General features: G+C 71.0%; 16 protein-coding genes. 9 read left to right on the top strand and 7 right to left on the bottom strand.

What is annotated here, in order from left to right; translation table 11 throughout:
• Positions 1 to 25: 25 nt before the first annotated feature.
• Positions 26 to 991: a GNAT family N-acetyltransferase gene (locus ACZ7DY_RS15075; RefSeq protein WP_471134859.1), complete on the bottom strand. Its 966-nt coding sequence runs from the start codon at positions 989 to 991 to the stop codon at positions 26 to 28.
• A gap of 161 nt (positions 992 to 1152) precedes the next feature.
• Here ACZ7DY_RS15075 and ACZ7DY_RS15070 point away from each other — a divergent pair, with 161 nt between their 5' ends.
• Together ACZ7DY_RS15070 and ACZ7DY_RS15065 are read left to right on the top strand one after the other, a co-directional pair.
• The gene (locus tag ACZ7DY_RS15070; RefSeq protein ID WP_471134857.1) at positions 1153 to 1437 is read left to right on the top strand and encodes a DUF6199 family natural product biosynthesis protein; all 285 of its coding nucleotides are present in this window, start codon (positions 1153 to 1155) and stop codon (positions 1435 to 1437) included.
• Between the two features lie 32 nt (positions 1438 to 1469).
• Complete coding sequence (locus tag ACZ7DY_RS15065) at positions 1470 to 1757, top strand: hypothetical protein (RefSeq protein WP_471134855.1); 288 nt, start codon at positions 1470 to 1472, stop codon at positions 1755 to 1757.
• Positions 1758 to 1800: 43 nt separating this feature from the next.
• On the opposite strand, the gene ACZ7DY_RS15060 is transcribed toward ACZ7DY_RS15065, so the two are convergent.
• A complete protein-coding gene (locus ACZ7DY_RS15060; protein WP_471134853.1) occupies positions 1801 to 2217 on the bottom strand; it encodes an ATP-binding protein in 417 nt (138 codons plus the stop codon).
• Positions 2218 to 2472: 255 nt separating this feature from the next.
• On the opposite strand from ACZ7DY_RS15060, the gene ACZ7DY_RS15055 reads away from it, so the two are divergent.
• Together ACZ7DY_RS15055 and ACZ7DY_RS15050 are read left to right on the top strand one after the other, a co-directional pair.
• Positions 2473 to 3648 (top strand): alpha-hydroxy-acid oxidizing protein, encoded by a 1176-nt coding sequence (locus tag ACZ7DY_RS15055; RefSeq protein ID WP_471134851.1) that lies wholly within the window; start codon positions 2473 to 2475, stop codon positions 3646 to 3648.
• Positions 3649 to 3751: 103 nt separating this feature from the next.
• A complete protein-coding gene (locus ACZ7DY_RS15050; protein ID WP_471134848.1) occupies positions 3752 to 5272 on the top strand; it encodes an MFS transporter in 1521 nt (506 codons plus the stop codon).
• On the opposite strand, the gene ACZ7DY_RS15045 is transcribed toward ACZ7DY_RS15050, so the two are convergent.
• From ACZ7DY_RS15045 to ACZ7DY_RS15030, 4 genes are all read right to left on the bottom strand, one after another.
• The gene (locus tag ACZ7DY_RS15045; RefSeq protein ID WP_471134846.1) at positions 5269 to 6831 is read right to left on the bottom strand and encodes a glycoside hydrolase family 13 protein; all 1563 of its coding nucleotides are present in this window, start codon (positions 6829 to 6831) and stop codon (positions 5269 to 5271) included. The genes ACZ7DY_RS15050 and ACZ7DY_RS15045 overlap by 4 nt on opposite strands.
• 80 nt (positions 6832 to 6911) lie before the next feature.
• Complete coding sequence (locus ACZ7DY_RS15040; protein WP_471134844.1) at positions 6912 to 7793, bottom strand: carbohydrate ABC transporter permease; 882 nt, start codon at positions 7791 to 7793, stop codon at positions 6912 to 6914.
• 4 nt (positions 7794 to 7797) lie between these two features.
• Positions 7798 to 8748: a carbohydrate ABC transporter permease gene (locus tag ACZ7DY_RS15035; protein WP_471134841.1), complete on the bottom strand. Its 951-nt coding sequence runs from the start codon at positions 8746 to 8748 to the stop codon at positions 7798 to 7800.
• Entirely contained in the window at positions 8748 to 10118 is a 1371-nt protein-coding gene (locus ACZ7DY_RS15030; RefSeq protein WP_471134839.1) for an ABC transporter substrate-binding protein, read from the bottom strand. Before ACZ7DY_RS15030 ends, ACZ7DY_RS15035 begins: the two co-directional genes overlap by 1 nt.
• Before the next feature lie 298 nt (positions 10119 to 10416).
• Here ACZ7DY_RS15030 and ACZ7DY_RS15025 point away from each other — a divergent pair, with 298 nt between their 5' ends.
• The 3 genes from ACZ7DY_RS15025 to ACZ7DY_RS15015 all read left to right on the top strand — a co-directional run bounded on the left by ACZ7DY_RS15025 (position 10417) and on the right by ACZ7DY_RS15015 (position 17333).
• Positions 10417 to 14760, top strand: a complete 4344-nt coding sequence (locus ACZ7DY_RS15025) for a discoidin domain-containing protein (protein ID WP_471134836.1) — start codon at positions 10417 to 10419, stop codon at positions 14758 to 14760.
• A 146-nt stretch (positions 14761 to 14906) separates the two neighbouring features.
• Entirely contained in the window at positions 14907 to 15917 is a 1011-nt protein-coding gene (locus ACZ7DY_RS15020; RefSeq protein WP_471134833.1) for a LacI family DNA-binding transcriptional regulator, read from the top strand.
• A gap of 132 nt (positions 15918 to 16049) precedes the next feature.
• The gene (locus ACZ7DY_RS15015) at positions 16050 to 17333 is read left to right on the top strand and encodes a ricin-type beta-trefoil lectin domain protein (protein WP_471134831.1); all 1284 of its coding nucleotides are present in this window, start codon (positions 16050 to 16052) and stop codon (positions 17331 to 17333) included.
• An 8-nt stretch (positions 17334 to 17341) separates the two neighbouring features.
• Here the strand turns inward: ACZ7DY_RS15015 and ACZ7DY_RS15010 are convergent, their stop codons facing one another.
• Positions 17342 to 17968, bottom strand: coding sequence for a TetR/AcrR family transcriptional regulator (locus ACZ7DY_RS15010; RefSeq protein WP_471134828.1), 627 nt, complete (start codon positions 17966 to 17968; stop codon positions 17342 to 17344).
• Positions 17969 to 18093: 125 nt separating this feature from the next.
• Here ACZ7DY_RS15010 and ACZ7DY_RS15005 point away from each other — a divergent pair, with 125 nt between their 5' ends.
• Both ACZ7DY_RS15005 and ACZ7DY_RS15000 read left to right on the top strand, forming a co-directional pair.
• Complete coding sequence (locus ACZ7DY_RS15005) at positions 18094 to 19545, top strand: amidase (RefSeq protein WP_471134826.1); 1452 nt, start codon at positions 18094 to 18096, stop codon at positions 19543 to 19545.
• 92 nt (positions 19546 to 19637) lie between these two features.
• Positions 19638 to 20120, top strand: a complete 483-nt coding sequence (locus ACZ7DY_RS15000; protein ID WP_471134824.1) for an Lrp/AsnC family transcriptional regulator — start codon at positions 19638 to 19640, stop codon at positions 20118 to 20120.
• Positions 20121 to 20128: the final 8 nt, after the last annotated feature.

Here is a 20128-nt window from a genome sequence, read left to right as displayed (position 1 = left end):
ACCCCATCCGTCCGGTCGGCCCGGCTCACTCGGGCCGGCCGGCCGGGCGGATCAACTCCCAGGTGTCGACCGCGTGGTCGAGGCTCATGCCGTGCCGCTCGTACAGGGCGAGGGCGCCGCTGCTGTTGTCGGTGTCCACGCCCAGGCCGATGCGGTCGCGGCCCAGCCGCGCGTAGTGGCCGAAGGCGTGGCGCAGGAGGTGGCTGCCGAGTCCGCGCCCGCGCGCGGCGGCCAGGACCCCGAGGTTGCTGATCCAGCCCGCCGAGGGACGGTCGTTGTGGGTGCGCAGCACGGCGGCGTCGCCGATGCCGTCGACGTGGGCGATCCAGACGAGCGACCAGTCGACGCGTTCGGCACCGATGTCGTCGAGCCACTGCGCGTAGGTGCGCGGCTGGTGGTCGAAGTGGTCCTCGAAGGACTCCTGGAGCAGGGCGTGGGCGCGCCTGCGGTCGTCCTCGGCAAGGCAGGGACGCAGGGTCACACCGGGCGGCGGCGCGGGTATCCCATCGGATTCCGCGTGCAGTTGACGCTCCATCACGTTGTACCGGCGCACGGTGCGCCAGCCGCGGGCGCGCAGGTCCGCCGGGTCCGTGGTGGGGGTGGCGGAGAGGTGCAGGTGCACCACGGCGCGGGGCGCGCCGTTGGCCGCCGCCCGCTCCGCGGCACGGGTCTCCAGCAGGTCGAGCAGGTGCAGGGAGCCGTGCGGGCGGCCGGGCAGGACGTAGTGGTCGACGTCGATCCGCTCACCGCCCGACTCGTCCCACACCAGGGCGTACCCGACGAGCAGGTCGCCGTCATGGAGCAGCCAGGAGTCCCGCTCCAGGTCCGTCTCGGGGTGGCTCAAGTCGGTCTGGACCTCGCCCAGTACGGTGTCGGAGCGGCCGGTCTCCAGCAGGTCCACTTCGTTGAGCAGGGCGCATATGGCCGGGGCGTCACCGAGCGTCGCCGGGCGCACGGTCAGGCCGGCGGGCGGCGTGAGTGACGTAGTCATGGCGCAACTGTCCCGGGCCCGGGGCGGGGGTCGCAACGGACTTTTTCCCGGCGTGCCATCCGAGCGCTGTCCGGGCGCCGTCCGAGCGCCGTCCGGGCACCGGGAGGCTCTCCCCCTCCCCCGCCCGTTTCCTGAGCCCTCGTCAGGGCATTCGGAGCCCCATGAATCGTGATGCGGCGGAGCATGTGGCGGCGGGTACGACGGCGCTGGCCTCCTCGGGCGGCGGCAGACCGTTCGTCTTTCTGATCTTCGGTTTCATACTGGTCATGGCGCTGATCCAGATCGTGCGCCCGCAATTGCTCTGGAGGATGAACAAGAACCTCCAGAAGGGCTGGGTGAAGGACCCCGACGCGACCGAGCCGACCCACAAGGGGTACGCGGTGCAGCGGATCTCCGGCGTACTCGTCCTGGCCTTCGCCACCTGGATGCTGGTGCAGCAGATCTGACGGGGAGATCTCCGACGGGGAGGTGGGCACGAATGCGACGCGACCGGTCACGCACTCCGCCGGCCTGGCTCCGGCCCGGCAACCGGTGGGTCCCGCGGGTGTTCTGGGTGCTGCTCTTCCTGAGCCTGGCCCTGCTGGTGGCCCGGGCCGTCCGTGGTGAGCGCATCGCCGGGGCCGTGGCGACGACCGTGCAGGTGCTCCTGCTCGGCTGCGTGCTGATCGTCGCCCGGGCGGTACGCCGCAGGCGGTCCCGCCGGTCGCGGCCCGCCCGGGACTCCCGGTCCGGCCCCCGTTCCGGGGAGCCGCTCGACTCCGAGTGACCGGCGCCCCCGCCGACTTGGGGGGCGATACGCCCGCCGGGGCTCAGGCCAGGACTGCGCGGACCGTCTTCCCGCCCCGGTGCGCGCCCACCACCTCGATGCGGTGCGCCAGTTCCCGCACCATCGCGAGACCGCGACCGCCCTCCCTGTCGACGCTCGGCCTCTGGAAGCGGGGATGCTCGGGGCTGGCGTCGGTGACCTCGACGGTCACCCGGTCCCCGGACACCTCCACACGGAGCCGGCAGCCGCCGTCGGCGTACCGCACGGCGTTGGACACGAGCTCGGAGACGACGAGCGTGGCGTCGTCCACGCGCTCGGCGTCCACCTCTGTCTTACGGCGACGGGATCCGGAGAGAAATGTGGCGGCCAGCCTCCGTGCCCGGCCCGCCGACGCGGGCTCCTGCGGCAGCGCGTACTCCACCCGTTCCGTCGGCCGATGGGCGCGCTGGTGCGCACGCATGGCAGCTCACTCCCCTCCCGAATACATACCGGCGTCCACCCGCGATCAACGTCGCCACCGGGGTCGCGGCAGTGGTGCGCGACCGGCCCTGCCTCTCGGTGATGCCCTCGCCCGCTGATCGCCAATCCGCCCGCCTTCCGTTGCCTTGCCATCCATTGACCCTGACATCAACTTCGAACGAGACTGAGCGGTCATCCGACGGCACCGGCGTCGAAGGCGTCGGGCCCGCCCCTCCGTGCCGGGAAGGCCATCCTCATGAAGTCGACGCCCCGCCCCTTCAAGGAGTACCAGGACGAGATCTACCTCGGCGGTCTCGGCGGTGTCGTCCCCGAATACCCCATGAGTCACGCCGAGTTGGAGGCCCGCGCGCACGCCGCGATGCCGCCCTCCGTCGTCTCCTACGTCGCGGGCGGCGCCGGAGACGAGCACACCCAGCGCGCCAACGTCACCGCCTTCGAGCGGTGGGGGCTGATCCCGCGCATGTTCGTCGGCGCCGCGCAGCGCGACCTCTCCGTCGAGCTGTTCGGCATGCGGCTGCCGTCGCCGCTGTTCATGGCGCCCATCGGTGTCCTCGGCATCTGCGCACAGGACGGGCACGGCGATCTGGCGACGGCACGGGCCGCCGCCCGGACCGGGGTCCCGATGATCGCCTCCACCCTCTCCGCCGACCCGATGGAGGCGGTCGCCGCTGAGCTGGGCGAGACCCCCGGCTTCTTCCAGCTGTACACGCCGACCGACCGCGCGCTCGCCGAGAGCCTCGTCCACCGGGCGGAGAAGTCCGGCTACAAGGCGATCGTCGTCACCATGGACACCTGGATCACCGGGTGGCGCCCGCGCGACCTGAGCACGTCCAACTTCCCCCAGCTGCGCGGCCACTGCCTGGCCAACTACACGAGCGACCCGGTCTTCCGCGCCCAGCTGCCCGCCGACCCCGAGCAGGACACGCAGTCCGCGGTCCTGACCTGGGTACGGGTCTTCGGCAACCCGCTCACCTGGGACGACCTGCCGTGGCTGCGCTCCCTGACCGATCTGCCGCTCATCGTGAAGGGCCTGTGCCATCCCGAGGACGTGCGGCGGGCCAGGGACGGCGGCGTCGACGGCATCTACTGCTCCAACCACGGCGGCCGCCAGGCCAACGGCGGGCTTCCCGCGCTCGACGTGCTGCCCGCGGTGGTCGAGGCCGCCGACGGGCTGCCGGTCCTCTTCGATTCCGGGGTGCGCAGCGGCACGGACATCGTCAAGGCCGTCGCGCTGGGCGCCACCGCCGTCGGGGTCGGCCGCCCGTACGCGTACGGGCTCGGCATCGGCGGTGCCGACGGCGTCACGCACGTACTGCGCTCGCTGCTCGCCGAGGCGGATCTGCTGATGGCCGTCGACGGCTACCCGACCCTCGCGGACCTCACCCCGGAGGCGCTTCAGCGTGTGGGGTGAGCGCTAGAGCGACCCGGGGCGCGGGGCCCCGGGCCAGGAGTAGACACCTTCGTGTTCCATGTGAGACATTTATGTCTCATTCGAAATTGAGGTGTTACACCACATGACCCCGCCACGTGATCCACGGCGCTGGGCCGTCCTCGCGATCCTCTCCGGCAGCCTGCTGCTCATCGCCATGGACACCACGATCCTGAACGTCGCCTTCCCCTCCCTGGTCGCCGATCTGCGGCCCAGCTCCGTGCAGCAACTGTGGATCATCGACGTCTACGCCCTGGTCCTCTCCGGGCTCCTCGTCACCGCGGGCGCCCTCGGCGACCGGTGGGGCCGCAAGCGGCTGCTGCTTATCGGCTTCGGCGTCTTCGCCCTCGCCTCGCTGCTCGCCGTCTTCGCGACCGCCCCCTGGCAGGTCATCGCCGCCCGGGCGCTGCTCGGCGCCGGTGGCGCGACGATCATGCCGGCCACCCTGTCGATCCTGCGGCACGTCTTCACCGACGCCCGCGAGCGCGCCCTCGCCTACGCCGTCTGGTCCGCCGTCTTCGGCGGCGGCATGGCGCTCGGCCCGGTCGTCGGCGGTCTGCTGGTCCAGCACGACGGCTGGCACTCCGCGTTCCTGATCAACATCCCGATCGCCCTGGTCATCATCGCGCTCGGCCTCTGGATCCTGCCGGAGTCCCGCCAGCCCCGCGAGGGACGCTGGGACTGGTGGGGCGTCGGCCAGTCCGTCGTCGGCATGCTCGCCCTCGCGGGCGGCATCAAGCAGCTCGGCAAGGGCGGCCCCGCCGACCCCGTGGCCTGGGCGCTCCTGGTCGTCGCCGCGGTGACGCTCACGGTCTTCGTCCGTCGCCAGCTGCGGCTCGCACACCCGCTGCTGCGGGTGCGCCTCTTCGCGTCCCGGCCCTTCGCCATCGCGGCGGCCTCGATCTTCCTCGGCATGATCGCGCTGGGCTCGGCGCTCTTCCTGATCACCCAGTGGTTCCAGTACGGGCAGGGCTACACCCCGCTGGAGGCGGGCATCCGACTGCTGCCCGCTCCGCTGGGCCTGGTCGTCACCTCCCTCGTCACCCCGGCCCTGATGCACCGGCTGCCGATCCGGCACGTCATGGGCGGCGGGCTGCTGCTGATGACGGCGGGGCTCGCCCTGCCGTGGCTGCTCCAGCTGTCGGGGCCGCTGGGCTACGGCGGGATCGCCGTGGCGCTCGGGGTGCTCGGCTGCGGTGTCGGCATCGCGACCACCGCGGCCTCCGTGACGCTGATGGCCGCCACTCCGGCCCGGGACGTCAGCGGTGCCGCGGCGGTCGAGGAGACCTGCTACGAGCTCGGCGCGGCGATGGGCGTGGCCATCCTCGGCAGCGTCGCCACCGCGCTGTACCGCGTGAACCTGCCGGACCTCGGCCTATCGGCCGAGACCACGGCGTCGGTGAGCGACTCGATCGGCGAGGCGGCACGGGTCGCCTCAGAGCTGACCGGTCCGGCCGGCTCCGCGCTGCTGACGCGGGCCTCCGACGCGTTCACCTCCGGTATGACGCCGACGTTCCTGATGGCCGCGGCGCTGCCGCTGGCGGCCGCCGCGCTCACCTGGGCGAAGATCCCCAAGGGGCTGCGCCCTACGGAGGACGCGCACTAGGCCCGCAGCCAGACCGCCGTGTCCTGCGGGAGCAGGCCCAGTGGGGACAGGGGGCCGCTGGCCAGCAGGAGTTCGGTGCCGGACGGCAGCGCCACGTCCCCGGGGCCGAAGTTGACGAGCGTGACCCAGGTGGTGCCGTCCCGTTCGGAGGTGCGGGCGAAGGAGAGGACGCCGGGCTCGTCCGGGCGCAGCCTGCGCAGGGGGCCGGCGTCGCCCAGGGAGCGTCTGAGCCGCAGGGCCGTGCGGTACAGGGCGAGCATCGAGTCCGGGTCCCGCGCCTGCCGTTCGGCGGCGTACCGGCCCCAGTCGGGCGGCGTCGGCAACCAGCTCGGGACCGGGGCCCCGTCCCAGGGCAGCGGCACCCGGCAGCCGTCCCGGCCCGGGTCGAGCCCGCCGGAGCGTGCGTGCATCGGGTCCTGGATGAGCTCGCGGGGGATCTCGGCCTCCGGGAGCCCCAGCTCCTCCCCCTGGTAGAGGTAGACGGAGCCGGGCAGGGCCAGGGTGAGCAGGGCGGCGGCCCGGGCCCTGCGGGTGCCGAGCGTGACATCGGTGGGGACCCCGAAGCGCTTGCGTTCGAAGGCGAAGCCGGTGTCCTCGCTCCGGCCGTACCGGGTGACCGTGCGGGTCACGTCGTGGTTGGCGAGGACCCAGGTGGCGGGCGCGCCGACCGGGGCGTGGGTGGCGAGGGTGAGGTCGATGGACTCCCACAGGGCCGCCGGCTCCCAGGGGCGGGAGAGGAAGTCGAAGTTGAACGCGGTGTGCAGCTCGTCGGGGCGCAGGTAGCGGGCGAACCGTTCGGCGTCCGGCAGCCAGATCTCGCCGATCAGCGCCGCCCCGTACTCGTCGGCGATCCGCCGCCAGGAGCGGTAGATGTCGTGCAGCTCGGGCCGGTCGTGGAAGGGGTGCGGGCGGGTGTCGTCCATCGGTGGCAGCCCGTCGGCCTTGGCGAGCAGCGCGGCGGAGTCGATGCGCACGCCGGCCGCGCCGCGTTCGAACCAGAACCGCAGGACGTCCTCGTGCTCCTGGCGGACCTTCGGGTGGTTCCAGTTGAGGTCCGGCTGCTCGGGGGCGAAGAGGTGGAGGTACCACTCGCCGTCCGCCGTGCGGGACCAGGGCACGCCGCCGAATTCGCCGACCCAGTCGTTGGGCGGCTCGTCGGAGGGCGGCCGGAAGTGGAACAGCTCCCGCTCCGGGGAGCCGGGGCCCGCCGCCAGGGCGGCCCGGAACCACGCATGTTGGTCGGAGACGTGGTTCGGGACGATGTCGACGATGCAGCGCAGTCCCAGCTCCTGGGCCTCGGTGATCAGCTTCTCCGCCTCGCCGAGGGTGCCGAAGGCGGGGTCGATGGCGCGGTAGTCGGCCACGTCGTAGCCGCCGTCCGCGAGCGGCGACCGGTACCAGGGCGTGAACCACAAGGCGTCCACGCCCAGTTCGGCCAGGTACGGGAGCCGGGCCCGGACACCGGCCAGGTCACCGGTGCCGTCGCCGTTCCCGTCGGCGAATGAGCGGACGTACACCTGATAGATGGCAGCGCTGCGCCACCACTCCGTGCTGGACAAGAGAGAGTCCTTTCGTACGTGACGCGTACGGGGCCTGCGGATGGCTGGGCGCCGGGAGCCTCAGGACTCCGGCCGCCGCGTCAGCCCTTGAGGCTCCCGGCGCCGAGACCGGCGACGATCTGGCGCTGGAAGACCAGGAAGAGCGCGATCAGCGGCAGGGAGGCCATCACGAGCCCCGCGACCAGGGAGTTGAGCGGGGTGTCCTGTGCCACCCGTTGGAGGAAGACGCTCAGCGGCTGGCGCGCCGGGTCCGGCAGGACGAGGAGCGGCCAGAGGAAATCCTTCCAGGCCGTGACGACGGAGAGGATCGAGACCACGGCGAGGATCGGCCGCGACAGCGGCAGGACGATGCGCCACATGGCGGTCAGCGGACCCGCGCCGTCCATCTTCGCCGCGTCGAGGATCTCGTCGGGGATCCGGTCGAAGAAGTTCTTCAGGATGTAGATGTTGAAGGCGTTGGCCGCGGCCGGGAGCCAGACGGCGCTCGGACTGTTGATCAGATTGCGGTTGAACAGGGGTACGTCGACGACGGTGAGGTAGACCGGCACGAGGAGCGCGGTGGCGGGCATCATCAGGGTGAGCAGCATCAGCCCGAGCACCAGGTTCCCGAACCGCGGGCGCAGCTTGGACAGCGCGTACGCGGCGGGCACCTGCACGGCCAGCTGGACCAGCCACGCCCCGCCGGCCAGGACGACGGTGTTGACGAAGTAGCCGGTCAGGTCCATCTCCCGCCACGCTTTGGCGTAGTTCTCCGGGTGCCAGGAGTCCGGTACGTAGGTGGGCGGGTTCCGCGCCAGTTCCGTGGACGACTTCATGGCTCCGGTCGCCGCCCAGTACAGCGGTACGACGAAGGCGACCGTGAAGAGGAGCAGGGCGAGGGCGAGCACCGACCAGTAGACGAGGCGTCCCTTGCGGGTCCTCAGGACGGCGGGGCGGACGAGCGTGCGCGTCGAGGCGGACATCCGGTCACTCCTTGGCGGCGCGGGTGACCCGCAGGTAGAGGGCGGAGAAGGCGCCGAGGACGAGCAGGAGCAGCAGGCTCAGCGCGCTCGCGGTGCCGAAGTCGTCGTAGACGAAGGCGTAGCGGTAGACGAGGAACATGACGGTGACCGTGGAGTCCTCGGGGCCGCCGCCGGTCATCACGTACGGCTCGGTGAACACCTGCATCGTGGCGACGATCTGGAGCAGCAGCAGGACGAGGAGGACGAAGCGGGTCTGCGGGACGGTGACGTGGCGCAGCCGCTGCCAGATGTTGGCGCCGTCCAGCTCCGCCGCTTCGTACAGCTCACCGGGGATGGTCTGCAGGGCGGCCAGGTAGATGAGGGTCGTGGTGCCCATGTTGGCCCAGGTCGAGACAACGACCAAAGAGACCAGTGAGGTGGACGAGGAGTCGAGCCAGGCCGAGGTCGGCAGGTGCAGGGTGCGCAGGATCTCGTTGAAGAGGCCCGGGCCCGGGTCGTAGAACCACTTCCACATCAGGGCCACCACGACCGGGGGCAGCATGACGGGCAGATAGACGAGGACGCGGAAGTAGGCGCGGGCGTGCCGGAATTCGTTGAGGAGCACCGCCGTGAGGAACGGTACGGCGAAGCCGAGGACCAGCGCGTACAGGGTGAACAGGCCGGTGTTCCGCCAGGCGGTGAGGAACAGCGGGTCGTCGAAGAGCTTCTCGAAGTTGGCGAGGCCGGCCCAGGTGTTGCCGGTGGCGAAGTTGACGTGCTGGAAGCCGAGGATCACGTTGCGGACGATGGGCCACCACGAGAAGAGCGCGAAGATCATCACGGCGGCGCAGAGGAACCCGTACGCGGTGAGGTGTTCGCGCAGTGCGCGGCGCCGGGCCGCCCTGGTCCTGCGCGGGGCGGGCGGCCGCGGGGGCGCGGCCGTGTCCCGGGGCCGGGCCTTCAGCGACACGCTCATCAGGAGGCGTCGTAGATCGCGTCGACCTTGTCCTCGGCGCTGTCGAGGAGCGCGTCGATGTCGGCGTCCTTCTTGGTGAGGACGGCCTGCATCGCGAAGTCGAGCACCGCGTAGACCTCCTGGGCCCTGGGTGGTTCGATCACGCCGGGCACCTTCGGGGCGGAGTCCATGAAGGCCTGGTAGTTGCCGGTCGGCATGGTGGCGTGGTCCTGCTTGGCCTTCTCGATCCTGGCGCGGACCGCGCCCTCGAAGACGTCGGGGACGGTGGGCATGGGGATGCCGACGGGGAGTTTCGCCTCGGCGTAGTCGGCGACGTTCTGCTCGATGAGGTCGGGGTTGAGGTAGCGCCACTGGATCCATTTGACGCCGGCCTTGATCTTCTCCGGGGAGGCCTTGGGGTTGAACATGTAGCCCTCGCCGCCCAGGAGGGTGGCCTTGGCGTCCGGTACCGGGGCGAGCGCGTAGTCCGCGTACTTCCCGCCGAACTGCTTGGCGATGACGGTGATGTTGTCGGCGGCGGCGATGTACATGCCGAGCTTCCCGGAGCCCATCATGCGCTGGACGTCCTCGACCTGGAGCAGCTGCTTGCTGCCCATCGACCCGTCCTTCCAGCGCATGTCGTACAGGTCCTTGAGGGTGGCCCTGCCCTCGGCGGTATTGAACGCCGCTTTCCATTTGTCCCCGTCCTGTCGCGCGATGCGTCCGCCGCGGGAGTACAGCTCCGCGGTGAAGTGCCAGCCGCCCTGGTTGTTCTTGGAGAAGTCGGCGTATCCGACGGTGTTGTCACCGAGTCCGGCGATCCTGTCGGCCGCCTTGCGGACGTCGGACCATGTCTTCGGCGGCCGGTCGGGGTCGAGGCCCGCCTTCTTGAACAGGGCGCGGTTGTAGACGAGACCCATCGAGTAGTTCGACGTCGGCAGGCCGTACTGGCGGCCCCGCCCGTCCTGGAAGATCTTCATCAGCGGGTCCTGGATGTCGCCGCGGAGCGGCATGTCCTTGACGGCGTCCGTGATGTCCGCGGCCTGCTTCTTCTCGATGAGGGACCGGGTGTCGGTGAAGTAGACGTAGAAGACGTCCTCCAGCTTGCCGCCGGCCAGCTTCGCGTTGAAGGTCTTCGGGTCCATGAAGCCCTCGTGCGGTACGACGTCGATGTCGGGGTGGGTCTTCTCGAACTGCGCCACGTGCTTGTCGAAGAGCTCGCGTTCGAAGGCCTGGGTCTTGGGCGGCTGCCCGTTGACGTCGAGCTTCACCCGGCCGCCCGAGTCCGTCTCGGGTCCGTCGTCGCTGCTGGTGCCGCAGGCGGACGTCGCGACCAGCGCGAGTACGGCGACGGTGGTGAGTGCGAGCGTGCGGCTGCTCGTGAATGTCATCGGGAGACCCCCTCCGGGTCGTGCTCACGGCGCGCGGGCACGCCGCTTCGGCGGCGCACACTCAACCACCGGCGACAACGCAGCACAATATCTCGCGCATATATTGCAAAAATCTGATCTCCCTTGCCGGGTACGTGACTTCAGGCGCTGGAGAGCCCTACTGCCCCATGGGGAGGCCACGGCGGAGGCGGTCACAACTTCCGCTCGGACTGTGGTCAGTTCGACAGTTCTCTGCAACTCTCCAACTTCTCGGCGCGAAAAGTTGCGCACGGACCTTCGTGAGGGAGCTGTGAGATCCATGAGACGCATCAGGGCCGCACAGACCGTGGCGTTGCCGCGAAGACCCCGTAGGCGACGGCCGCCCGGCCGCGGCTTGCGGGCCTTCGCCGCCGCGCTCGCCGCCACCCTGTTCCTGCTGGGGCTGCCCGCCCTCTCCGCCACCGCGGCGGGCGGCCCCGACCTGGCGGCGGGCAAGCCCGCCAAGGCGAGCAGCAGCAAGGGCGAGTACGGGGCCGGCAACGTCACCGACGGCAACGCGGCGACGTACTGGGAGAGTTCGGGCTCCGACCTGCCCCAATGGATACAGGTGGACCTCGGCCGCACCGCCCGCGTCGACGAGGTGGTCCTCCGGCTGCCCCCGGCCTGGGAGGCCCGCAAGGAGACCCTGGCGGTCCAGGGCAGCGCCGACGGCACCGGCTTCAGCACCCTGGCCGCGTCGGCCGCGCGCTCCTTCGAACCCGGCAGCGGCAACACGGTGACGGTCGCGTTCCCCGCGGCGCAGACCCGCTTCGTACGCCTGCACATCACCGCCAACACCGGCTGGCCCGCCGCCCAGCTGGCGGACCTGGAGGTACACGCGGCGGACGACGCCTCGCGGAACCTTGCCCTGGGCAAGACCCTCAAGGCCGGTAGCCACACGGAGGATTACGTGGCGTCCCGCGCCAACGACGGTGACCGGGACAGCTACTGGGAGAGCGAGAACGGCAAGCTGCCGCAGTGGATCCAGGCCGACCTCGGCGCCTCGGTGCGTGTCAACGAGGTGGTCCTGCGCGTGCCCGGCGGCTGGCAGTCCCGCACGCAGACCCTGAAGCTCCAGGGCAGCACCGACGGCACCCAGTTCACCGACCTCACCGCCGCCAAGGACCACGTCTTCAGCGACGCGACGGACCACTCCGCCGCCCTCTCCTTCGACACCACCACCACGCGCTACGTACGCGTCGTCATCAGCGCCAACTCCGGCCGCCCCGCGGGCCAGCTCTCCGAGCTGGAGATCTACGGCCCGAAGTCGGGCGACACCCAGGCGCCCACCGCGCCACGGAACCTCGCCCTCACCGAACCGGACCCCGGCCGCGTCAAGCTGACGTGGGACGCGGCCACCGACGACAAGGGCGTGACCGCCTACGACGTGTACGCCGACGGACAGCTGCGCACCAGCGTCGCCGGCGACGTGCGCACCTATACGGACACCCAGCCCGCCGACGCCACCGTCACCTACTACGTCCGCGCCCGCGACGCGGCAGGCAACGTCTCCCCCAACAGCAACTCCGTGACGCGCAAGGGCAATTCGGGCGACACGCAGGCCCCGACCACGCCCACGAACCTCGTCCTCACCGAGCCCTCCCGCGGCGAGATCAAGCTGTCCTGGGGCGCCTCCACGGACAACGAGAAGGTCACCGCGTACGAGGTGTACGCCGACGGCAAGCCGCTCAAGTCCGTCGACGGCACCACCACGACCTGCACCGACCAGCGGGCGGCCGGTGAGACGGTCTCCTACACGGTGCGCGCCCGGGACGCGGCCGGCAACGTCTCGGCCTTCAGCGACCCCGTGGTCCGCCGCGGTGCGGGAGACGGCACGAACCTCGCCGAGGGCAAGCCCATCACCGCGTCCTCGGTGATCCAGACCTATGTCGCGGAGAACGCCAACGACGGTCAGCTCTCCACCTATTGGGAGGGCGCCGCCGGAAGCTACCCGAACACGCTGACCGTGAAGCTCCGCGCCGACGCGGACATCGATGCGGTCGTCGTCAAGCTGAACCCGGACGCGAGCTGGAGCGCGCGCACCCAGACCTTCGAGATCCTCGGCCGCGGACAGAACGCCGCGGAATTCACCACGCTCAAGGCGGCCAAGGAGTACTCCTTCAGCCCGTCCGGCAACCAGAACACCGTCACGGTGCCCGTCTCGGCCCGGGTCGCCGACGTCCGGCTGAAGTTCACCGCGAACAGCGGGGCGACGGCCGGCCAGGTCGCCGAGTTCCAGGTCATGGGCACCCCCGCACCCAACCCCGATCTCGAGGTCACCAAGGTGACGCACGCGCCGGACACCCCGGACGAGACCGACGAGCTCACCCTCGGCGCCACCGTGCACAACGCCGGCAAGGAGGCGTCCCCCGCCTGTGACGTCACGTTCCGGCTCGGCGGCGACAAGGCGGGCACGGCTCCGGTGGGCGCGCTGGGAGCCGGCGAGTCGGCCACGGTGAGCGTCAAGGTCCCGGGGCGCGGGGCGGGTTCGTACCCGTTCGCCGCGACCGTCGACGAGGCGGACAAGGTCATCGAGCAGGACGAGGGGAACAACACGTACACCAGCCCGACCCCGCTGACCGTGCGGCCGGTGCGCAGTTCCGACCTGGTCGCCTCACCGGTGAGCTGGACGCCCGGCGCCCCCGCCGACGGCAAGGAGGTCACCTTCAGCGTGGCGGTCAAGAACCAGGGCACGCAGGACTCCGCGCCGGGCGGCCACGGCATCACGCTGACCCTGCAGAACGCCAAGGGCGACACCGTGAAGACCCTGACCGGCACGTACGACGGGGTCATCGGCGCGGGCGACACCACCGCGCCCGTCAAGCTCGGCTCGTGGACGGCGGCCGACGGCCGGTACACGGTCAGGACCGTCATCGCCGACGACGCCAACGAGATCCCCACCAAGCGCGAGAACAACACCGGCACCCGCCCGCTCTTCGTCGGCCGCGGCGCCGCCATGCCGTACGACACCTACGAGGCGGAGGACGGTGTACTCGCGGGCGGGGCCAAGGTCGTCGGCCCCAACCGCACCATCGGCGACCTCGCCGGAGAGGCCTCGGGCCGCCGGGCCGTCACGCTCGACTCGACCGGTGCCTCGGTGGAGTTCACCGCCGACCGCCCCACCAACACCCTGGTCACCCGCTTCTCCATCCCGGACGCGCCGGGCGGCGGCGGCATCGACGCGACCCTGAACGTGTACGTCGACGGCGTCTTCCGCAAGGCCATCGATCTGACCTCCAAGTACGCCTGGCTGTACGGCGCGGAGGCCGGACCCGGCAACTCGCCCGGCGAGGGACCGGCCCGCCACATCTACGACGAGGCACACCTCCTGCTCGGGGAGACCGTCCCGGCGGGCAGCAAAATCAGACTGCAGAAGGACGCCGCCAACACCTCCCGGTACGCGATCGACTTCATCGACCTGGAGAAGACCGCACCCAAGGCCAACCCGGACCCGGCCGCGTACGTCGTGCCCGGCGGGTTCGCCCACCAGGACGTGCAGAACGCCCTGGACAAGGTCCGCATGGACACCACCGGAAAGCTCATCGGTGTCTATCTGCCGCCCGGCGACTACGAGACGGGTAGCAAGTTCCAGGTCTACGGCAAGGCCGTGCAGGTCGCCGGTGCCGGGCCCTGGTACACCCGCTTCCACGCCCCGGCCTCGCAGCAGAACACCGACATCGGCTTCCGCGCCGACGCGGGGGCGAAGGGGTCGTCCTTCACCGGCTTCGCCTACTTCGGCAACTACACGTCCCGCATCGACGGACCCGGCAAGGTCTTCGACTTCCAGAACGTCTCGGACATCACCATCGACGACATCTGGAACGAACACATGGTGTGCCTGTACTGGGGAGCCAACACCGACCGCATGACCATCAAGAACTCACGGATCCGCGACATGTTCGCCGACGGCGTCAACATGACCAACGGCAGCACGGACAACCTGGTCGCGAACAACGAGGCCCGGGCCACGGGCGACGACAGCTTCGCGCTCTTCTCGGCGATCGACGCCGGTGGCGCGGACATGAAGAACAACGTCTACGAGAACCTGACCTCGCTGCTGACCTGGCGGGCGGCCGGCATCGCCGTCTACGGCGGCTACAACAACACCTTCCGCAACATCCGCATCGCCGACACGCTCGTCTACTCGGGGATCACCGTCAGCTCCCTGGACTTCGGCTACCCGATGAACGGCTTCGGCACCGATCCGACGACCCTGGAGAACATCTCGATCGAGCGGGCGGGCGGCCACTTCTGGAACGGCCAGACCTTCCCCGGCATCTGGCTGTTCTCCGCGTCCAAGGTCTTCCAGGGCATCCGCATCAACGACGTGGACATCACCGACCCGACGTACCACGGCATCATGTTCCAGACGAACTACGTGGGCGGCAAACCGCAGTTCCCCATCAAGGACACCATCCTGCGGGACATCACCATCACGGGCGCCCACAAGAGCGGTGACGCCTTCGACCACAAGTCCGGCTTCGGCGTCTGGGCCAACGAGATGCCCGAGGCCAACCAGGGCCCGGCCGTGGGCGAAGCCACCTTCCACAACCTGAAGTTGCGCGACAACGCCCAGGACATCAAGAACACGACCTCCACCTTCAAGATGACCATCGAGCCCTGAGCGGGCGGCACGGAACAGCGGGCCCCCGGCCGCCGCGACGACGGCGACCGGGGGCCCGTGGTCGCGGTCGCGGTCGCGGTCGCGGTCACGGAGGAGATCGCACAGGACCGTAACTGGCTTGCGCTGCTTGCGATACTCTTGCGCATATGACGCGACGACTTGCTCAGGTTGCGAAGAAGGTGGGGGTGAGCGAGGCCACGGTGAGCCGTGTCCTCAACGGCAAGCCCGGTGTCTCCGCAGCGACCCGGCAGTCCGTACTGACGGCGCTCGACGTCCTCGGGTACGAGCGGCCGACGCAGTTGCGCGGAGAGCGCGCCCGGCTCGTAGGCCTCGTGCTCCCCGAGTTGCAGAACCCGATCTTCCCCGCGTTCGCCGAGGTCATCGGGGGCGCGCTCGCCCAGCAGGGGCTCACCCCCGTGCTGTGCACGCAGACCAGGGGCGGCGTCTCGGAGGCCGACTACGTGGATCTGCTGCTCCAACAGCAGGTCTCCGGCGTGGTGTTCGCGGGCGGCTTCTTCGCGGAGACGAACGCCCCGCACGACCACTACCACCAGCTGGCTGAACGGAAGATCCCCGTCGTCCTCATCAACGCGTCGATCGACGGCCTCGACTTCCCCTGCGTCGCCTGTGACGACGCCGTCGCCGTCGAGCAGGCCTGGCGCCACCTCGCCTCGCTGGGCCACGAGCGGATCGGACTGCTGCTCGGCCCCTTCGACCACGTGCCGTCGCGCCGCAAGCTGGCGGCCGCCCGGGACGTCGCGAGGGCCGCGGGCATGCAGCTGGCCGACGAGTACGTCGAGCGGTCGATCTTCTCGCTGGAGGGCGGCCAGGCCGCCGCCACCCGCCTGCTGGACCGGGGGGTCACCGGCATCGTGTGCGGCAGCGACCCACTCGCGCTGGGCGCCATCAGAGCGGCCCGCAGGCGCGGGCTCTCCGTCCCCGCCGACGTCTCGGTCGTCGGGTACGACGACTCGGCGTTCATGACCTGCACCGAGCCGCCGCTCTCCACGGTGCGGCAGCCCATCGAGGCGATGGGCCGCGCCGCGGTCGACCTGCTGTGCGCCCAGATCCAGGGCAACCAGAACCACCCCGGCGAGCTCCTCTTCGAGCCCGAACTCGTGGTCCGCGGCTCGACCGCACAGCTGTCGGCGGGCTGACCTCCCCGCCGAGCGCCGCCCCAACTGTCTCAAGTCTCCCAGGACTTCGCCCCTATCATCGGTGCCGACCCCGGGCCCCGGTGACGCGGCCCGGGGTCGGCACCTGCTCTTCAGTGAGAGGACAACGGGGACTTGAGTTCCATACGGAAGCGCGGCGTGCGCAAGCGCCGCATCACGATGGCGGTCGTGGGCGCCGCGGCGGCCGTCGTGGCGGGGGTACAGCTGTCGCCCGCCGCGTTCGGCACCGGGGACAGCGACACCGGGACACCGCCGACCACGCACGCGGAGGTCCCGGACTTCGGCGCCTCCGGTGCCGATGGCACGGCGTTCAGGGACGGGGTCATGACCCTGAAGCCGGCCCCCGCGGCGCGCGCGGCCGCCGCCGCGCCGCACGGCGAGGGGTGGAAGTCCGGCGGCGCGTCCAAGTACCTGAGCACCGGCTACACCATCAAGTTCTACGACAAGCGGGCCGCGGAGTGGCTCGCCCCGTACGTCAAGCGGTCGGCGGCGGAGCTGCGGCGCGTGACGACCCTCCCCATCTCGGTGGACACGAACCCGGTGGGCTGGGACCACGTGCGCCCCAAGGGCGAGATCGTCATCGGGCTGCTGACGCGCCCGTGCGTACCGCCCGCCGACGGCGGCGGCGCCGGCTGGAAGGTGGTCCGCGACGGTTCCGGCAGCAAGAACCTGAGCTGCGGCCTGTACTCCTCGTCGATCCCCGACACGGTCACCAGCGGACACGCGTACATCGACGACGAGTTCTTCACCGCCGACGGCAGGCCGGCGCCCTCCATGGGCGAGACGTACCTGCGCAACCACATCAGCCATGAGCTGGGGCACACGATGGGCCTCGCGCACGCCAACCGCAGTGCGGCGCGCGGCGATTGCGTCAAGGGCACCGACTCCGGCGAGTTCCCGGTGATGTGTACGCCCACCACCGCCTACCAGGACAAGCGCGCGGGCACCTATGTGCAGCAGTTCGACATGCAGGGCCTGCGCCACCTGGCCCGTGGCGGCGGCGCGGCGCTGCCCCCGCAGGGCAAGGTGACCGGCATCGGCCGCAAGTGCCTCGACGTCAAGGGCGGCAAGGCGGCGAACGGCACCCAGATCCAGCTCTACACCTGCAACGGCGGCGTGGCGCAGTCGTGGATCCCGCAGCGGGACGGCACGTTCCGGGCGCTCGGCAAGTGCCTGGACAACCACCGCAACGCGAGCGCCGACGGCAACAGGATCGTCCTCTCCGACTGCACCGGCAAGGCGTCCCAGCGCTGGTCGGTGAATGCGAAGGGCCAGATCGTGCACATCGCGTCGGGCAAGGTCCTCGACGTGACCGGCGGTTCCACCGCCGACAGCACGAAGGTCCAGCTGCACGCGGCGAACTCGTACAAGCGCCAGATCTGGGTCATGCCCAAGTAGCGAGGTCGTCAGCCAGTGGCGGCCGGGGTCCGGCCCGAAAGCACGCCGTACCGCTCCAGGATCCCCTCGACGATCCGCATCAGCCGCTCCCCCGTCCGGTCGATGCTCCCGTTCTGCGTGCTGACCTGGGCGCCTTCGAGCACGAAGGTGATCTCGGCCGCGGCCTGTTCGGGGTCGGGCAGCCCGGCCGCCGCGCACATGGCGACGAGTCTGCTGGTCTGGCGGGCCTTGTGCCGCTCGATCACCTGCCGCGCCGGGTGGGAGCGGTCGGGCAGTTCGGCCAGGGAGTTGATGAACGGGCAGCCCCGGTGCGAGATGGCGGGCAGCCCCTCGGCGATGAAGCGGGCCAGGCCGAGGATCTGCTCCGCGGGCCGGTCCGGGAAGGCCGCCTCGACCCGGTCGAAGGCCGCCTGGTACTCGGTGGCGACGATCCGCAGCCACTCGGCGACCAGCGCGTCCTTGGTCTCGAAGTGCCGGTAGATCGCCATCTTGGTGGTCTCGGCCCGCTCGGCGATCGCCTGGACGCCCACCCGCCGGATGCCCTCGCTCTGGAAGAGCTCCTCCGCCGCGTCGAGGATGCGCTCGCGGGGCGGCAGTTTCGCCACCCTGCTCGGCCTGCCCGCGGTCGATGCCATGAGTACTCCGTCACATCCGGTCGTCGAGGGCTCACATGTCACTGCTACGGTACCAGTCCGTCCCATGCGATACCGATCGGTATCGTCAGGGACTGAACGGTATCGACGGCTCTTCGGGAGTGACAGTGGACATCACCGAGTACGTGAACTTCGACGCGGTCGGGCTGGCCGGGCTGGTGGCCGCGGGCGAGGTGACACCCGCCGAGGTGGAAGCGGCCGCGCGGAAGGCCGCACAGGCGGTCGACCCGCGGATCAACGCCATCGTGGAGACGTGGCCGGCCGACGACGAACCGCAGCCCGGCGGCGCTCCGCTGGCCGGTGTCCCTTTCCTGATCAAGGACATCGCGGTCACCATGGCCGGGAAGCGGATGGAGCTGGGCAGTCGGCTCGCCGCCGGTCACGTCGCCGCCGCCGACTCCGCGCTGATGGGGCGCTTCCGCCGCGCCGGCCTGGTGACGTTCGGGCGGACCGCGACACCGGAGATGGCCTACAGCAACACCACCGAGCCGGTGCTGTACGGCGCGACCCGCAACCCGTGGGACCCGCGGCGCAGCGCGGGCGGGTCCAGCGGGGGCGCGGGCGCGGCGGTCGCCGCCGGGGTGGTGCCGATCGCCCACGCCACCGACGCCGCGGGCTCGCTCCGCATACCCGCCTCCCACAACGGTCTCTTCGGGCTGAAGCCGACCCGCGGCCGGGTCTCCGTCGGCCCCGACTTCGACGAGATCTTCAACGGCCTTGCCGTACACGGCAGCGTCAGCCGCACGGTGCGGGACAGCGCCGTCCTGCTCGACCAGATCCGCGGCCCCGAGCCGGGCGACCCGTACGTCGCGCCGGAGCCGCCCCGGCCCTACGCGGAGGAAGTCACCCGGGACCCGGGCGCGCTGCGGATCGGCGTGCTCGCCCAGGCATGGGGCGGGCACCGCACCGCCGCGCCCGTGGCCGACGCCCTCGCGCGCACCGTCCGGCTCCTCGAATCCCTCGGCCACCGGGTCGAGGAGAGCGAGGTCGACCTCGGGGTGGAGTGGGAGGAGTTCGTCCTGGCCAGTGCCCGGCAGTGGACGGCGAACCTCACGGCCTCGCTCGACGAGCTGGCCGGCGCCTTCGGCCGCCCCCTGGACTCCTCGACCCTCGAACCGCCCACCCTGGCCGGCTACCACTACGGGCGGCGGGTCGGCGGCGCCGAGTTCGTCGCCGCCCTCTCCCTGCGGAACCGGATCGCCCGCAGCCTGGCCCGGTACTTCGACACCCACGACGTACTGCTCACCCCGACCGTGCCCGGACTGCCCGTGCCGCTCGGCACCCACGCCGAGGGCGTGGCGGACCTGGACGGGCTCGGCTGGCTGCGCCGCCTCTTCGACCTGTCGCCGTTCTCCGCGGTGTTCAACGTGACGGGCACGCCCGCCATGTCCGTGCCGGTGACGGCCGACGCGGCGACGGGGCTCCCCATCGGCATGCAGTTCGCCGCGGGATACGGGCAGGAGGGCCGCCTCTTCCGGCTCGCGGGCCAGCTCGAACAGGCGAGTCCGTGGGCGGGCCGCACCCCCGCGGTGTGGGCCGGGCACGCCGGCCGAAGCTGAGCCGCGCGGCACCGCGCCGCCGATCGTCGCGCCATGGTCCAGCGGCTACAGTCACCAGCGATCGACCCCGCTCACCTGGAGAACCACGGACCATGGCCGTCGACGAACTCGACACCCGCATCCTCCGGCTGCTCCTGGAGCAGCCGCGCACCAGCCTGCGCGAGTACGCGCGCGTGCTCGGCATCGCCCGCGGCACCCTGCAGGCCCGGCTCGACCGCATGGAGCGGGACGGCGTGATCACCGGGACGGGGCCGTCCCTCTCCCCCGCCGCGCTCGGCCACCCCGTGCTCGCCTTCGTCCACATCGAGGTCACGCAGGGGCATCTGAACGAGGTGGGGGACGCGCTCGCCGCCGTGCCCGAGATCATCGAGGCGCACTCGATCACGGGCGGCGGCGATCTGCTGACCCGCGTCGCGGCCCGGGACAACGGCCACTTGGAGGACGTCATCCAGCAGTTGATCAATCTGCCGGGTGTGGTGCGCACGCGCACGGAGATGGCGTTGCGCGAGCGCGTGCCGCACCGCCTGCTCCCGCTGGTCGAGTCGGTGGGCAAGGCGGCCACCGGACAGGGGTGACCAGCCCG

It is taken from the genome of Streptomyces sp. NPDC037013 (assembly GCF_055607265.1).
The sequence above is the reverse complement of the archived record's forward strand: the minus strand, read 5'-3'. Positions and strand labels throughout refer to the sequence as shown.

Excerpts from the sequence above, each read along its gene's own strand:
- ACZ7DY_RS15075 (WP_471134859.1), bottom strand. The coding sequence starts at position 991 with ATGACTACGTCACTCACGCCGCCCGCCGGCCTGACCGTGCGCCCGGCG.
- ACZ7DY_RS15070 (WP_471134857.1), top strand. The coding sequence starts at position 1,153 with ATGAATCGTGATGCGGCGGAGCATGTGGCGGCGGGTACGACGGCGCTG.
- ACZ7DY_RS15065 (WP_471134855.1), top strand. The coding sequence starts at position 1,470 with ATGCGACGCGACCGGTCACGCACTCCGCCGGCCTGGCTCCGGCCCGGC.
- ACZ7DY_RS15060 (WP_471134853.1), bottom strand. The coding sequence starts at position 2,217 with ATGCGTGCGCACCAGCGCGCCCATCGGCCGACGGAACGGGTGGAGTAC.
- ACZ7DY_RS15055 (WP_471134851.1), top strand. The coding sequence starts at position 2,473 with ATGAAGTCGACGCCCCGCCCCTTCAAGGAGTACCAGGACGAGATCTAC.
- ACZ7DY_RS15050 (WP_471134848.1), top strand. The coding sequence starts at position 3,752 with ATGACCCCGCCACGTGATCCACGGCGCTGGGCCGTCCTCGCGATCCTC.
- ACZ7DY_RS15040 (WP_471134844.1), bottom strand. The coding sequence starts at position 7,793 with ATGTCCGCCTCGACGCGCACGCTCGTCCGCCCCGCCGTCCTGAGGACC.
- ACZ7DY_RS15035 (WP_471134841.1), bottom strand. The coding sequence starts at position 8,748 with ATGAGCGTGTCGCTGAAGGCCCGGCCCCGGGACACGGCCGCGCCCCCG.
- ACZ7DY_RS15030 (WP_471134839.1), bottom strand. The coding sequence starts at position 10,118 with ATGACATTCACGAGCAGCCGCACGCTCGCACTCACCACCGTCGCCGTA.
- ACZ7DY_RS15025 (WP_471134836.1), top strand. The coding sequence starts at position 10,417 with ATGAGACGCATCAGGGCCGCACAGACCGTGGCGTTGCCGCGAAGACCC.
- ACZ7DY_RS15020 (WP_471134833.1), top strand. The coding sequence starts at position 14,907 with ATGACGCGACGACTTGCTCAGGTTGCGAAGAAGGTGGGGGTGAGCGAG.
- ACZ7DY_RS15010 (WP_471134828.1), bottom strand. The coding sequence starts at position 17,968 with ATGGCATCGACCGCGGGCAGGCCGAGCAGGGTGGCGAAACTGCCGCCC.
- ACZ7DY_RS15000 (WP_471134824.1), top strand. The coding sequence starts at position 19,638 with ATGGCCGTCGACGAACTCGACACCCGCATCCTCCGGCTGCTCCTGGAG.